Below are 14,885 nucleotides of genomic sequence, written 5' to 3' on the forward strand. Positions count from 1 at the left end.
GCACTCCTTGCTGTGGTCAGGGGCTGCGCACAGCGAAAAGCGGCGGGGCCGTGGCCCGTTCCCCGGGCACAGCTCCGCCGCTGGCACCAAGTGTGATTGACCTGGCGCCCCTTGACAACCACTTGTCGTCACTTGTCCCAAGATGACCAAGGGGTCCGCAGGTCAGTCATGTCGCCGTGCGGCGCGCTCGGCCGCGAACACATCCTCCAGCCGGTAGAGGAACGCCTTGCCCTGGCGGCCCGCGGGCCGCAGACGCTCCAGCTGCACCCACTTGCGGATGGTGGCCGGGGTGACGCCCACCTCCAGGGCGGCCACGGCGGCGGTCAGCAGGGGGTATTCGGGCGCCCGAGTGGTCCTCACCGGTTCACCGCCGGTGCGGCGGAACGGCCGTCCAGGGCGGCGGTGATCTCCTCCAGGGCGATCCCGCCGCCGGCCGAGAGCTCCGCCCACTCGCCCTCCGGCCAGGAGTGCCGGTGCGCCCGGTCCGCATGGCAGCCACAGGCCGGGTGCGGGCAGCGGCAGCCGGGGTTGATGCACAGCACCGCCCGGCGCAGCGGGAAGGCCCGCAGCGAGACCGAGGCGCACAGCGGGCAGCGGCCGCGCAGCCGGACCACGGGCTCGGCGTCCCCGAGCGCGCCCGCGCAGCGTCGCGCCATCGCGCTGACCTCGTCCAGCAGATGGCGCATCAGCACCGGGTCGGCCTCGACCCGCTCCAGCAGCCCCGCCAGGCGTACCAGCCGGACCTCGACCGTTCCCCTGGCCGCGGGCGGCAGGCCGAGCCGGTCGTGGACGGCCTCCTCCAGCTCCACGACGCCGTCGGTGATGTCGCGCAGGGTGTCGGAGACCCGCAGGCGCAACGGTGCCGAGGGCCCGTGGCGGTCGGCGCCGTCCCGCCGCCGGCCCGCGCCGGAGCGGCGCGGGGTGGCGGCCAGCTCCGCCCGCAGTTCGGGGAACTGCCGTACCAGGACGGTGATCCAACGGCTCGCTGTGATGCGGTCAGGGTGCGCGAACGCGTCCTTGCTCAACGGAAACCCCCCGGGTCGTCTGCCTCTTCGCTCCCTAGGAACCGCGGTCCACGCGGAACGGTTCCTACCGGAATGAGGCTTTCGAGGGGTGGCCGGGGGTCGGTCAGGGGAGGATCGAGTCGACATAGCCGCCGTCGACGCGGACGGCGCCGCCGGTGGTGGCCGAGGCGAGCGGGGAGCTGAGGTAGACCGCCATGTTGGCGATCTCCTCGGGCTCGATCAGCCGCTGGAGCAGCGACTGCGGCCGGTGCTTGGCCATGAACTCCCGCTGCGCCTCCTCCCAGGGCAGCTCCGGGTCCACCAGCTCGTACACGAAGTCCTCGACCCCGCCGGTGTGGGTCGGCCCGGCGATCAGCGAGTTGACCGTGACCCCGGTGCCGGCGGCCTCCTTGGCGAAGCCGCGGGTGACGGCGAGCAGCGCGGTCTTGGACATCCCGTAGTGGATCATCTCGGCGGGGATGACGACGGCGGAGTCACTGGCGACGTTCAGGATCCGGCCCCATGAGCGGTCCTTCATCCCGGGCAGATAGCCGCGGATCATCCGGACGGCGGCCAGGACGTTCACCTCGAAATAGCGCCGCCACTCCGCGTCGCTGATCTCCAGCGCCGGAGCGGCCCCGAAGATGCCGAGGTTGTTGACCAGGACATCGGCGTCCGGAACGGCGCCGGTGACCTGGCGGGCGCCGTCCTCGGAGGTGATGTCGCCGGGGGCGGGGACGAACGAGCCGCCCGCCGTCTCCTCCTCGAGCTTCTGGATGGCGGCCTCGACGGACTCCGGCCGGCGGCCGTTGACGGCGACACGGGCGCCCGCCCGCGCCAGGCCGGCCGCGATGGCGAACCCGATGCCCTGGGTGGAGCCGGTGACCAGGGCGGTCTTACCGGAAAGGTCGATCTGCACGGCGCTCCTTCGTCGATGCCTTGGACGCCCGCAATGCTTGCGTGCGCCTTTAGTTGCATGCGCGCCATACTAGCGCAGTCGGCTCGATGAAGGCGGTCTCCGCCGCGGGGATTCGGCCACGGACGTCGGGTGCGCACCGTGCGGTCATCACATCACGGGGCCGCCCGCTCGCCGGTGTGCGCCGGATTTTCGCCGAGCGCGGGTGTCGGACCGGCGCGCGGCGGTCCGCGAAAGCGGTGGACCCCGCCCGGCAAGGGGCGGACCCCGCCCGGCAAGGGGCGGACCCCGCCCGGCAAGGGGCGGACCCCGCCCGGCAAGGGATGGACCCCGCCCGGAAAGGGGCGGGGTCCACGGCCGCGGGAAGCGCGTTCGCACGCGCCGGGTGCCTCAGGTGCGGTAGGCGTAGTAGGCCGAGTTCGGGTACGAGGCGATGATGCTGGCCACGGACCTGCGGTAGGTGTTCACCGAGTGGTAGGTCAGATACGGGACCCCGCTCGCGCTCCGGTAGGTGACGACCATGGTGTGGTCCTTGGACCCGTCCTTGTCGAAATCCATCTGCATCACGTCGCCGACGCCCATGTCGTAGACGTTCGCCAGGTTGGTGGCCCGCTTGGAGTCCAGCGTGAACCAGGACCACTCGTTGGCGCCCACCCAGGACGTCGACTGGTACGAGGTGTCGTACCACCAGCTGTGGTAGTCGTCGTAGTCGCCGGACTGGTGGGCCCAGCCGCCCGCCTTCAGGGCCTGGCTCACGAAGTTGGTGCAGTCCCCGCCGTCGTCGTTGAACTTCCGGTAGGCGGTGTTGTAGTTCTGCCAGTACTTCTCCGCGTACGAGGCCATCGCCGCGTAGTCATAGCTGCCCGCGGGCTTCGTCTGCGGCCGGGACGGCACCGTGGTGGCGGCGGGCGTCGCCTCGGGCAGGGCCGTCGTCCCGGCCGCCACCCGCGCCGTACCGGGCTCGTTGACCGCCAGCGGACCGTCGTCGGCCGAGGTGAGGCCGGTCAGCTGCCACGTCCCGTCCGCCGCGGCGGTGAAGCTCAGCCGGTGGTGTGCCTGGAAGCCGGTGGTCGTGGGCTCGTCGCCGCGCACCTTCCGGTACGTCAGCGTCGTGGTCTCGGTGGCCTGGACCGTGGCGTGCCCGGCCTCGACCCGCACCCCGTCCACCGCCACCCGGGTGTCGGCGGAGGTGTACGCCTCGCCCAGGGCCGCCAGCCGCGCCTTGCGGGTGCGCAGCGCGGACAGCGCGGTGTCCTCGGCCCGGGTCGCGCCGGCCGACAGGCGGACGTTGTTCGCGGCGAGCGGGGCCGCGCGCCGCGCCGACCGCTCGTTGTCCAGCAGAGCCGCCGTGCGCTGGGTCAGCACCGCGTCGGCCAGCCGTCCGAAGGACTGCGCGGTCGCGGCGTCCACGGTGCCGGCCGCCGCCGCGCTCTCCGCCGCGCTCGCGGCGGAGGCGGGCAGAGCCACGGCGGACAGGGCCGCCGTCAGCACGGCCCCCACGGCGGCGGATCTGAAGGTCGTTGACTTCACGTGTATGTCCCCTCCACACTCCCGGACCGGACGGACCGGGGCCACCGCATCATCACATGAACTCCATGGATGCGAGGCTCATGTGATGATTTCGGTCGGGTGCGGAACGGGCCCTACCGCGTCGTCACCAGGTGACGGGCAGCTCATGCGCTCCGTAGATGACCATGTCGCTGCGCATCGGGACCTCCTCCGGGGGCACGGCGAGCCGCAGTCCCGGGAACCGGCGGATCAGCCCGCGGTAGCCCGCCACCAGCTCGATCCTGGCCAGATGCTGGCCCAGGCACTGGTGGATGCCGTATCCGAAGGCGAGATGGCTGCTGCGGGCACGCTCGATGTTCAGCGTGTCCGGGTCGTCCACCAGCGCCGGGTCCCGGTTCACCGCGGGGATCGAGACGGCCACGGACTGGCCGGCCGTGATGGTGACACCGCCGATGACGACGTCCTCCAGCGCGATGCGGACGGGGAAGGCGTTGACGATGCTGAGGTAGCGCAGCAGCTCCTCGACGGCCCGCGGAAGGAGCGACTCGTCCTCCCGCAGCCGCCGCAGCTGCTCGGGGTGGCGCAGCAGGGCGAAGGTGCCGAGGCTGAGCATGTTGGTCGTGGTCTCGTGACCGGCGATCAGCAGCAGCCCCGCGATACCGGCGATCTCCTCGTCGGTGAATTCGTCGACGGCGGTCAGCAGGGAGATCAGATCGTCCCGCGGCTCCTTGCGCTTGGCTTGGATCAGCGTGCCCAGGTACGTCTGGAGCGCGGCCCGCCCGGCGACGAACTCCTCGTCGGTGCGGTCCTGGCGCAGCAGCTGAGCGGCCACGGTCTGGAACAGCTCCCGCTCCTCGTACGGCACACCGAGCATCTCGCAGATCACCAGCGAGGGGATGGGCAGGGCGAAGTGCCGGACCAGATCGGCCGGTTTGCCCGCCGCCTCCAGGGCGTCCAGCCGCTCGGCCACGATGTCCTCTATGCGCTCCTCCAGCGCACGCATCCGCCGCACCGTGAAGTACTTGGTGAGCTGCCCCCGGTAGCGTCCGTGCTCCGGCGCGTCCATGGCCAGGAACGACCCCGCCCCGCTGCTCCGCTCCCGCCGGATCGACTCGGGGACCTCCCGCATCGCGTCGTCGCCGCGCCAGCGCTCGGCGCTGAAACGAGGGTCGCGCAGCACCTCCCGCGCCTCGTGATAGCCGGTCACCAGCCAGCCGGCGCTGCCGCCGACGAACCTCAGCGGACTGATCGGCGGCCCGCTGAGCAGCGCGCGTGCCGGGTTGATGTAGTCGTCCCGCTCATTCGGATACGAAGGGAGGTCTCGGAGGTCGTCATGGGTCGTGGGCATCGGTGTGTTCACGATGGCTCTCCTTCGTGATTCCTGGAACCGCCCGGCACGAACGTCCCGGAACGAACTTTCCGGAGCATCGGCCGCGGTCTTCGATAGGGAACGCTACCGATAGGGTTCCCTACTGAACAGGGGGACGGATCGGATACCGTACGGATCTGGCCAGGTTCGTCGAACAACTGGGGGAGAGGGGCACACCGATGCCGCCGCAGCGGTCAAAGACCGTGGAAGCGTTGCTCGTCGGGGCGGAGCGGGCGTTCGCCGAACGCGGTTTCCACGGGGCCTCGATCGGATACATCTGCCAGTGCGCGGGCAGGACCACCGGGGCCTTCTACTCCAACTACGACAGCAAGCTGAAACTCTTCCTCGATGTCTTCCGGCGGCACGGCGACCGCACCGCCGACTACATCGGGGAGCGGATCGCCCATGTGGACACCGGACGGGACCTCGCCCCCCAGCTCGCCCGGATCTTCGCCGGAATCTTCAGCGGGGAGCACCTGGACGCCCGGTGGGTCTTCATCCACCTCGAATTCCGGATGATGGCGCTGCGGGACCACGAGGCCGCCACCGCGCTGGTGGACCACGAGAACTGGTTCAGCGGCCGCATCGGCACCATGCTGGACGCGCTGTTCGAGCGGGCCGGCCACCGGCCCGCGCTGACCGGCACCGAACTGGCCGCGCTGCTCGGCGCGATGACACGGGGCATCAAGCTGGACCGGGCCATCTACGCCGTGGGCGGGGTCGCCGACCCGCTCTCGTCGGACCAGATGGCGAAGGCGCTGGAGGGCTTGTTCCGCTCCGTGATGTGAGACCGCCGAACACGGCGAACGCCGCCCGCCGGGTGTCCCGGCGGGCGGCGCTTATGCGGTGAGTCGCTTACGTGGTGAATCGCTTACGTGGCGAGTCGCTTACGCGGTGGTGGCTACTCGACTACCTTGAGCAGCTTGTTCGGCGAGCCCGAGCCGATACCGGACAGGGCCCCCGAGGTGGCCCCGTTCACCAGCGCGGACCCCACCGCGGACGGTGCCGCGGAGGGGTGGCCGGAGAGATAGACCGCCGCGGCTCCCGAGACGTGCGGAGCCGCGAACGAGGTGCCGTTGCCGGTGTAGGTGGCGGTGTCGGAGGAGTTCCAGCCGGCGGTGATGTTCGAACCCGGGGCGAAGAGGTCCACGACCGACCCGTAGTTGGAGTAGCTCGCCCGCGCGTCGGCGCTGGTGGTGGCGCCGACCGTGAGGGCGGCCGCCACCCTGGCGGGGGAGTAGTTCGCGGCGTTGGCGTTCGAGTTGCCCGCGGCGATGGAGTAGGTCACGCCGGAGGCGATGGAGTTGTTCACCGCGGTGTCCAGCGAGGTGCTGGCGCCGCCGCCCAGCGACACATTGGCCACCGACGGGCCGGAGTGGTTGGCGGTGATCCAGTCCACGCCCGCGATGACACCGGCCGTGGTGCCCGACCCGTCGTTGCCGAGCACCCGCACCGCCACGATCTTCGCCTTCTTGGCCACGCCGTAGGTGCTGCCGGCGACGGTCGTGGCCACGTGGGTCCCATGGCCGTAACCGTCCTGCGCGGTGGTGTCGTTGTCCACGAAGTCATAGCCGTAGGAGGCCCGGCCGCTGATCTCCGTATGCGTGATCCGCACACCGGTGTCCAGGACGTAGACCGTCACCCCGCTGCCGGCGCTGTCGGGGTAGGTGTACGTGCCGCTCAGCGGCAGACCGGCCTGGTCGACCCGGTCCAGGCCCCAGGGTGCGTTGGTCTGGGTGGCATCGGCGTGGACCTCGCGGTCCTGCTCGACGGAGGCGACGGCCGGATCGGCGGCGAGCCGTCTGGCCTCGGTGGCGCTCAGCTTCGCCGCATAGCCGTTCAGCGCCGTGGTGTAGGTCCGCCGCACCTCGCCGCCGTATCCGGAGACGAGGTCCTTCCCCTCGCCGGAGGTGGCCTTCAGACCGGATGTCTTCTTCAAGGTGACGATGTAGCTGCCGGGGATCGCGTCGGCGGCGCCGGCGTGCAGCACCGTGCCTTCGGCCGGTGCGGCGTGCGCGGGGAGCGCCGTGCCTGCTCCGACGCAGACGGCGGCGGCCGCCGCCGCGATCGCTGCGGCGATCCGCCGCTTGGTGGTACGCATCACTGCCATCGCGAGGGTTCCTCCTCGGTCGGTGGCGCGCCGTGGTGCGTGCGCGCTCTATGGGTGGTGTGGGACCGCGCGGTGCACCGGAAGCGCACGGTGAGCGCCCCGGCCTCTCGAGGATTCGTCGCGGTGGAAGCGCACCACAAGCGATGTCATATGCATGCCACACGATTGACGCGGTGGGTCATCCGCCGTCATGCGGGGCCATGTTGCCGTCACGATGCGGTAAAAGCACTGCGGCTCCCGGCCTCGCCGAGGGGCCGGGAGCCGCCGGGGTCCGGCGGGCGTCAGCTCGCCCTGCGGAAGCTGTCGATGGGGCCGCCGAAGCCGCCCTCGGGGCCGTCCCAGTTGATCGCCAGCGCGTCATCGCCCTTCATCTGGACGGTGCCCCGGCCCCGACCGCCATCGCTGCCGCCCTCGCACGACAGGGTCAGGGAGGGCGCGTCCGCGCCGTCCTCCTGACCGGGCTTCAGCGTGCCGGTGCAGTCGAGCTTCGGCCCCTTCGCGGTGACCTCGCCGTCAGCGATGGTGAGGGTCGCCAGGGCGTCGTCGGACTTCGCCGCCACGATGGACTTCCAGGACCCCGCCGAACGCTCGATGATCGTGCGCTGGGCCGACGGGCTCGAACTGGGCGACTGCCGGGCGGCTGAGGTGGCTCCGCCACTCGGCTTCGATTCCTTCTCACCGTCATCGCTGTTTCCACAGCCGCTGACGACAAGGCCGACGATGACCGAAGTGACTGCCATGTGCACTGCCTTGCGCACGTGATCTCCTTTTGCTTCACAACCGGGCATGTCAACCTAACAGCCCGGGTCACCACCCCCACCACGGGCCTGGCCTGCGAAGACACCGTCCGGGCCGGGAACCTGCCGCGCGCGACCGGCCTGATGTGTCCGGCGCTTTCGAAGGCCCGTGAAACGGTCAATACAGTACGTCGGTGGGCGGACCGCCGGCCGGTCCGCACGACATGGCGAACGGCGGGGTGAGGAGGAGCACTGCTGTGGAGGCACCGGCGCACACCGGACGGCTGGACGAACTGCTGCACGAGGTGCGGCGGCAGATGAGCCGGGGGACCGGGGCGGACCCGCGGGCGGTTCTCGACTGGCTGGGCCGGCAGATCGACGCCGGTGTCGCGCTGGTCGGAAGCGCGGGGGCGGTGGAGACGGCCACCGCGCGCTTCCCCCGGCAGATCCTGCCCTCGCTCGGGCCGACGCTGGCGCGCCTGGCCGGCGGGCAGATGGCCGCGGCGGTCACCGAGAGCGGGGCCTTCCAGGTGCGTCTGGAGGCACTCGGCGCGCGTGTGCCACGCCCCGTCCTGGTGGTGGCCGGCGCCTCGGCGCCCACCCGGGACGCGGCGTCGCTGGTCTCGCACGCCGGGAGCGTCATCGCGCTGCTGGACCGGGCGCAGGACGCGGACACCACCTTCCGCGGCTACCAGCACAAGGCCCGGCAGCTGCGGTTCGCCGTCTTCAGCGCCCTGCTGGCGGGGGACATCACCCTGGCCCGCCGGATGACCACCGGCGCCGTCCCCGCGCTGCTGGACGCCGAACGGCTGCGGGTCTACCTGCTGCACTGCCCACCGGAGGACCGTGACCGGCTGGCACAGGCCTACCAGGACGGATCGGGCTATCACGGCACGGGTCTGATGGTGCACTGCCCGGCCTTCGAGGAGCACCTCATCTGTCTCGTCGCCGACGACGACGCCGACGACGCCGACGCCGACGACGACGCCGACGACGACGCCGACGACGACGCCGACAAGGCCGACGACACCGACGGGACCGCCGCCGACCCCAGGACGGCCCACGGCCAGGGCATGGTGCTGCGCCGCCTGGTGCGGGAGAACCCGCACTACGCGCTGGGCATCAGCAGCCCGTATCCGCTCGGCGCCACGGCCGAGGCGTACGGGCAGGCCGTCCACGCCCTGGCCGCGGCGCACCACACCCCCGAGCGGACGGCCGCCTACCTCGGCCGGACCCCGCTGCTGCCGCTGCTGCCCCGCACCGACGCGGACGCCTGGGCCCGCGCCCTGCTGCGGCCACTGGCCACCACGCCCAGGGCCACGCTCGACATCACCCGGCTCGCCGTCACCTTCCCCCGGTCCGCCGTGGCCCGGCTGCTGGACATCAGCCGCAACACCGTCTCCCACCACCTCAGACGGGTGGAGACGGCCCTCGGCCTGGACCTGGGCGAGGTGCGCACCCGGGCCGCCCTCGACCTGGCCTTCGGCCTGACCGGAGGGCAGCCGGAGGGTGGCTTCGGCGCCGCGGACGGGCGCCCGGTGCCCACCCTGGACGAGCTGCTGAGCACCGGACCCGCCCACGCCTGGGCGCGGGAATTCCTCGGCCCGCTGCGGGACACCCGCGGCCGCGATCTGCACACCACCCTGCGCGCCTGGATCGACGCGAACACCGACGCCCAGCGGACCGCCCGCCACCTCGGCGTCAGCCGCAACACCGTCAGGGCCCGTCTGCGGGCCGCCGAACACCTGCTCAGCCGTGACCTGCTCACCACCGGCTCCGGCATCCACGACCTGGTGCACGCCCTGCACATCTCCGGGCTCAACCAGGAGGTCTGACTGCGCACCGTGCACATGCCCGCGGGCGACGATGCGCACCGTGCACCGTTGCCCGCCCCCGTGATCCGCTTTAGCGTCGGCCCTGCCGCACAGCGCGGGAACGAAGCCCCGGCCCCAGCGTGACGACGGTCTGCATCACCACGTGGGGAGTGATCCAGGCGGTCGCCGTACGGTGCGTCACAGCTCCGAGGGCTTCTTTCCCGCGGTGGGCGCGGTACGCGCTCGGCGACGTTCCGGCCCACGTCCCCCCGGGTTCGGGTGCGGCGAGCGCCCCCAGCGGCAGTGTCCCCGCACAGGTGGCACAGGCCGTGGCGCGCAGCGGGACGATCCCGGTCGGCACCCGTGGCGCGGTGCCGTGTCCGATCCGTGAGGAATACCCCTTCCCGTGATGTGGAACCGGGTAGGTGTCACCCCGTGGCACGGAACGTTCGCAAGCCAACCCGTGGCACGGACCGCACACAAGGTTCACGCTGTGGAAGGTGGTCCCGTTGAACATCGCTGACCAGGACACATCCGGCGAACGCAAGGAGTTCCGCCGATCCGCGCCACACTTCGCCGACCGGATCACCGCCGACGGCCGGGACGGCTGGCCGGTGGAGGCCGGGCGCTATCGGCTGGTGGTCAGCCGGGCCTGCCCCTGGGCGAGCCGTGCGCTGGTCTCACGGCGGCTGCTCGGCCTGGAGCCGGCCCTTTCGCTGGCCGTCGCCGACCCGGTCCAGGACGAGCGCAGTTGGCGCTTCACCCTGGACCCGGGGGACCGGGACCCGGTGCTGGGCATCGCGTTCCTCAGTGAGGCGTACGACGCCCGCGAGACGGGATATCCGGGCGGGGTGAGCGTGCCCGCGGTCGTGGACGTCCCCAGCGGCGCACTGGTCACCAACGACTACCACCGGATCACCCTGGACCTCGCCACCGAGTGGACCGCCCTCCACCGGGAGGGCGCCCCGGACCTGTACCCCGAGGAGCACCGCGACGAGATCGACGAGGTGGCGGAGGGGATCTACCGCGATGTGAACAACGGCGTGTACCGGGCGGGTTTCGCCGAGCACCAGCACACCTACGACGACGCCTACCGGCGTCTGTTCGCCCGTCTCGACGAGCTGTCCGAGCGGCTGTCCACGCGGCGCTATCTGGTCGGCGACACCATCACCGAGGCCGATATCCGGCTGTTCACCACGCTGGTCCGGTTCGACGCCGTCTACCACGGCCACTTCAAGTGCAATCGCAACAAGCTCAGCGAGGACCCGGTGCTGTGGGGCTACGTCCGTGACCTCTTCCAGACGCCGGGCTTCGGGGACACCGTCGACTTCGACCACATCAAACGCCACTACTACCAGGTGCACACCGACATCAACCCCCGCCGCATCGTCCCGCTCGGCCCCGATCGCTCCGGCTGGCTGACCCCGCATCACCGCGAGGAGCTGGGCGGTCGTCCGTTCGGCGACGGCACCCCGCCCGGACCGGTGCCGGACGGCGAGGAGGTACCGGAGCGGGGCCGGGCGGTCTGATGTCGCACATGTCGCCATTCCCGCGCCGCCCGGCGGCGCGTGCGACCGCCGTTCGTCTGGTCTTCAAGTGATCAGCACAGCTGCTCCACAGATGCCGTGCGCACCTCCCGTCCCAGGTGTCACTTCGGCCCCGGTCCCGGCCGCCGGACCCGGAATGACGCGCGTCACCTGGCGAAAGGTGTCCGGGGCGCGGCGCGAAAGGTGACCTTTCTGTGAGCAAACCGCGTCGATGATGTGTGCGGATGTGCCTGACGTGTGATCGGAAAGTGGTGGAATGCCCGATTCCGGGGGTTGGCTGATTCGCGACGCCGCGAGCCCCGTGGTTACATCCCCATTCCGCGCTCAGGCAGCCACGGACCCCGGGTCTCCCGGAGCCCCGTGGCTGGCCGCGGGAGCCGATCCCCTTCGGCCCCCAGGCGCTGTTGCAAGCTCAACGAGACAGTCACCCAAGGGAGACGCAACAATGAACAACGCGCCCAAGGTCGCGACCCAGGAGATTTCCGACGCCGAGCTGGACAACGTGGCCGGCGGCATCGGCAACCCGGTGGGCGACGTCCTCGGCACGGTCGACTCCGTCACCGGCCCGGTGGCCGGCGTCGTCGGCACCGTGACCGGCACGGTTGACGGTCTCACCGGCCTGAACACCACCGGCATCGTCGGTGGGGTCGTCAGCAGCCTCTGAGGCTGACGCACCGCCTTCCCCGTGCCCCGGACCCGCCAGGTCCGGGGCACTCGGCGGTCCGCGCCCGCCTCATCGAGCACTCCACCCGTGGTGTCCGGCCACTCCCCTCGCGGTTGAGGAAAGACTTTCGTGCAGTTCCGCCAGCAGGCCCTCACCAAGCTCCAGTCGGCAGAGGACATCGATCTGCCGGTGCGCTACGCCCGCCCCCAGGGATGGCTGGCGCTGGCGGTGACGATGGTGGTCATGGCCGGTGCCGCCGTATGGGCCGTCACGGGCGCCGTCTCCAGCACCCTGGAAGCCACCGGGATCCTCACCCACGGACAGGGCAGCTATGTGCTGCAGAGCCCGATCGCGGGCCAGGTGACCTCGGTCCTCGCGCGCGAGGGCAGCACCCTCCCGGCGGGAGCGCCGCTGCTGAAGGTCCGCACCGACCGGGGCACCACCGTCGTGCGCACCATCGCCGCCGGCCGGCTCACCGCCCTTTCCGCCTCGATCGGCTCCGTGCTGAACACCGGTGCCGACGTCGCGTCCGTGGAGCGGGTCGGCCACTCCGGCGACCCCCTGGTGGCGACCCTGTACGTCCCCGCGGACCGGGCGGCCTCGGTCCGGGCGGGCGCGTCGGTCGACCTCAGTGTGCAGTCCGTGCCCACGCAGACCTATGGGGTGCTGCGCGGTGCGGTGCAAGCCGTCGGCCGGACCGCCCAGTCGTCCCAGCAGATCGGCTCCTACCTCGGCAGCGAGCAGCTCGGCGCGGAGTTCTCCAAGCACGGTCCGCCGGTCGCGGTCCAGGTGCGCCTCGACCGCAGCTCCGCCACCCGCTCCGGCTACCGCTGGTCGTCCCCCGAGGGCCCGCCGTTCGCCCTCGGCTCCATGACCCTGACCAGCGGCACCATCCACCTGGCCGACCGCCACCCCATCGATTGGCTGCTCCCGTGACCGCGACGAACCAAGGCGGCCCGCCCCGGCCCGCACCCGCCGGAAGCAGCGGGGCGCGCCGCCCCCAGCCGGCCCGCGGCCGGCGGCGCGCCCCGCGCGGCGGAGGCGGGCCGAGGACATCCAGGCGCCGGACCGTGCGCACCCCCACCGTGCTCCAGATGGAGGCCCTGGAGTGCGGTGCGGCGTCGCTGGCCATGGTGCTCGGACACTACGGGCGCCACGTCCCGCTGGAGGAACTGCGGATCGCCTGCGGTGTCTCCCGGGACGGATCGCGCGCCAGCAATCTGCTCAAGGCCGCCCGCGGCTACGGCCTGCGCGCCAAGGGCATGCAGATGGAGCCCGAGGCCCTCGCGGAGGTCCAGGCCCCGGCGATCCTGTTCTGGGAGTTCAACCACTACGTCGTCTACGACGGCATGGGACGGCGGTTCGGCAAGCGCGGCGTCCACATCAACGACCCCGACAAGGGCCGCCGTTTCGTCCCCGTCGAGGAGTTCGACACCAGCTTCACCGGTGTGGTCCTGGTCTTCGAACCCGAGGAGTCCTTCCGCCGGGGCGGCCGCCGCCCCGGGGTGCTGGGTGCCCTGCCCGCGCGGATGCGCGGCACCACGGGCACCTTGCTGGCATCGCTGCTGGCCAGCCTGTTGCTGGTGGCGGTGGGGGCCGCGGTGCCGGCGCTCAGCCGCGCCTTCATCGACGGCTTCCTGATCGGCGGCCAGGACTCGACGCTGGGCCCGCTGTTCGCGTCCATGGCCGTGGCGGTGGCGCTGACCGCCGTGCTGACCGGCGTCCAGCAGGCCAATCTGCTGCGCGGACGCATCATCTCCTCCACCCTCGGCAGCGCGCGGTTCCTGCGGCATCTGCTGCGGCTGCCCGTCACCTTCTTCGCCCAGCGCAGCCCGGCGGACCTGGTCCAGCGGCTGCGCTCCAACGACACCGTCGCCGAGACGCTCGCCCGCGATCTGGCCGCCGCGGCCGTCGACGGGATCGTGGTGGTCCTCTACGCCGTTCTGCTGTGGACCTACGACCCCCAGCTCACCGTCGTCGGCGTCGGACTGGCGCTGCTCAACGTGGTGGCGATGCGGGTGGTGGTACGGCTGCGGGCCACCAGGACCCAGAAGCTGCGGGCCGACACCGCGCGGCTGACCACCACCGCGTACACCGGTCTCCAGCTCATCGAGACGGTGAAGGCCACCGGCGGCGAGACCGGCTACTTCCGCCGCTGGGCCGGTCAGCACGCCATCACCCTGGACGAACAGCAGCGCCTCGGCGTGCCGAGCGCCTACCTGGCCGTGGTCGCCCCCACCCTCGCCACGCTCAACAGCGCCCTGATCCTGTGGATCGGCGGGCTGCGGGCCGTCGAGGGACACATCTCCATCGGTCTGCTGGTGGCCTTCCAGGCGCTGGTGGCCCGCTTCACCGCGCCCATCACCCGGCTCAACGGAGTGGCCGGCCGCGTCCAGGACTTCTCCGCCGACGTGGCCCGGCTCAAGGACGTGGAGAACTTCCCGGTGGACTCCCTCTACACCCGCGACGAGCCGCGCGCGGACACCCGCAGGCTGACCGGGCAGGTGACGCTGGAGCACATCACCTTCGGCTACAACCCGCTGGACGAACCGCTGCTGCGCGACTTCTCGCTGTCCGTCGGCCCCGGCCGGCAGGTGGCGCTGGTCGGCGCCTCCGGCAGCGGCAAGTCCACCGTCTCCCGGCTCGTCTCCGGCCTCTACACCCCCTGGGAGGGGGTCATCCGCATCGACGGACAGCGCCTGGAGGACATCCCCCGCGGTGCGCTGGCCGCCTCGGTCTCCTTCGTCGACCAGGACGTCTTCCTGTTCGAGGGGACGGTGCGGGACAACGTGGCGCTGTGGGACCCGTCCATCCCGGACGACGCGGTGGTGGAGGCCCTGCGGGACGCCGCGCTCTACGACGATGTGATCGCACGCCGCCCGGAGGGCATCCACTGCCGGGTGGAGCAGGACGGCCGGAACTTCTCCGGCGGCCAGCGGCAGCGGCTGGAGATCGCCCGCGCCCTGGTGCGGCGCCCCAGCGTCCTGGTGCTGGACGAGGTCACCAGCGCCCTGGACGCGCGGACCGAGCAGATCGTGATGGACAACCTGCGCCGCCGCGGCTGTGCGTGTGTGGTGATCGCCCACCGGCTCAGCACCGTGCGCGACAGCGACGAGATCCTCGTCCTGAACCGTGGCACGGTCGTCGAACGCGGACGGCACGAGGACCTCGCCGCCGCCCAGGGCCCGTACGCCGAGCTGATGAAGGAGCACTGA

At 71.7% G+C, this 14,885-nt stretch carries 13 protein-coding genes; 6 read left to right on the forward strand and 7 right to left on the reverse strand.

What is annotated here, in order from left to right; genetic code table 11:
* Positions 1 to 162: 162 nt before the first annotated feature.
* From PS467_RS36625 to PS467_RS36645, 5 genes are all read right to left on the reverse strand, one after another.
* Positions 163 to 360, reverse strand: a complete 198-nt coding sequence (locus PS467_RS36625; RefSeq protein ID WP_268975959.1) for a hypothetical protein — start codon at positions 358 to 360, stop codon at positions 163 to 165.
* Complete coding sequence (locus PS467_RS36630) at positions 357 to 1,025, reverse strand: hypothetical protein (RefSeq protein ID WP_311038846.1); 669 nt, start codon at positions 1,023 to 1,025, stop codon at positions 357 to 359. The genes PS467_RS36625 and PS467_RS36630 overlap by 4 nt, the downstream gene beginning before the upstream one ends.
* A gap of 103 nt (positions 1,026 to 1,128) precedes the next feature.
* A complete protein-coding gene (locus PS467_RS36635; RefSeq protein WP_311038847.1) occupies positions 1,129 to 1,923 on the reverse strand; it encodes an SDR family NAD(P)-dependent oxidoreductase in 795 nt (264 codons plus the stop codon).
* Positions 1,924 to 2,310: 387 nt separating this feature from the next.
* The gene (locus PS467_RS36640) at positions 2,311 to 3,450 is read right to left on the reverse strand and encodes an amidase domain-containing protein (RefSeq protein ID WP_311038848.1); all 1,140 of its coding nucleotides are present in this window, start codon (positions 3,448 to 3,450) and stop codon (positions 2,311 to 2,313) included.
* A 124-nt stretch (positions 3,451 to 3,574) separates the two neighbouring features.
* Positions 3,575 to 4,789, reverse strand: a complete 1,215-nt coding sequence (locus tag PS467_RS36645) for a cytochrome P450 (protein WP_311038849.1) — start codon at positions 4,787 to 4,789, stop codon at positions 3,575 to 3,577.
* Positions 4,790 to 5,001: 212 nt separating this feature from the next.
* Here PS467_RS36645 and PS467_RS36650 point away from each other — a divergent pair, with 212 nt between their 5' ends.
* Positions 5,002 to 5,586 carry a TetR/AcrR family transcriptional regulator gene (locus PS467_RS36650; protein ID WP_311038850.1) on the forward strand — a complete coding sequence of 195 codons (585 nt, stop codon included), beginning with the start codon at positions 5,002 to 5,004 and terminating at the stop codon, positions 5,584 to 5,586.
* A 113-nt stretch (positions 5,587 to 5,699) separates the two neighbouring features.
* Here PS467_RS36650 and PS467_RS36655 read toward each other — a convergent pair whose 3' ends face one another.
* A complete protein-coding gene (locus tag PS467_RS36655; protein WP_311038851.1) occupies positions 5,700 to 6,908 on the reverse strand; it encodes a S8 family peptidase in 1,209 nt (402 codons plus the stop codon).
* Between the two features lie 281 nt (positions 6,909 to 7,189).
* A complete protein-coding gene (locus tag PS467_RS36660; RefSeq protein ID WP_311038852.1) occupies positions 7,190 to 7,648 on the reverse strand; it encodes a hypothetical protein in 459 nt (152 codons plus the stop codon).
* A gap of 254 nt (positions 7,649 to 7,902) precedes the next feature.
* On the opposite strand from PS467_RS36660, the gene PS467_RS36665 reads away from it, so the two are divergent.
* From PS467_RS36665 to PS467_RS36685, 5 genes are all read left to right on the forward strand, one after another.
* Positions 7,903 to 9,480 carry a helix-turn-helix domain-containing protein gene (locus PS467_RS36665; RefSeq protein WP_311038853.1) on the forward strand — a complete coding sequence of 526 codons (1,578 nt, stop codon included), beginning with the start codon at positions 7,903 to 7,905 and terminating at the stop codon, positions 9,478 to 9,480.
* Between the two features lie 488 nt (positions 9,481 to 9,968).
* Positions 9,969 to 10,988, forward strand: coding sequence for a glutathione S-transferase family protein (locus PS467_RS36670; protein ID WP_311038854.1), 1,020 nt, complete (start codon positions 9,969 to 9,971; stop codon positions 10,986 to 10,988).
* A 463-nt stretch (positions 10,989 to 11,451) separates the two neighbouring features.
* On the forward strand, positions 11,452 to 11,670 hold the full coding sequence (locus tag PS467_RS36675; RefSeq protein ID WP_268975969.1) for a type A2 lantipeptide: 219 nt from the start codon (positions 11,452 to 11,454) through the stop codon (positions 11,668 to 11,670).
* A gap of 129 nt (positions 11,671 to 11,799) precedes the next feature.
* The gene (locus tag PS467_RS36680) at positions 11,800 to 12,606 is read left to right on the forward strand and encodes an HlyD family efflux transporter periplasmic adaptor subunit (RefSeq protein ID WP_311038855.1); all 807 of its coding nucleotides are present in this window, start codon (positions 11,800 to 11,802) and stop codon (positions 12,604 to 12,606) included.
* On the forward strand, positions 12,603 to 14,885 hold the full coding sequence (locus tag PS467_RS36685; RefSeq protein ID WP_432280685.1) for an NHLP family bacteriocin export ABC transporter peptidase/permease/ATPase subunit: 2,283 nt from the start codon (positions 12,603 to 12,605) through the stop codon (positions 14,883 to 14,885). Before PS467_RS36680 ends, PS467_RS36685 begins: the two co-directional genes overlap by 4 nt.

Origin of the sequence: Streptomyces luomodiensis (assembly GCF_031679605.1) — a bacterium.
GTDB classification, from domain to species: domain Bacteria; phylum Actinomycetota; class Actinomycetes; order Streptomycetales; family Streptomycetaceae; genus Streptomyces; species Streptomyces luomodiensis.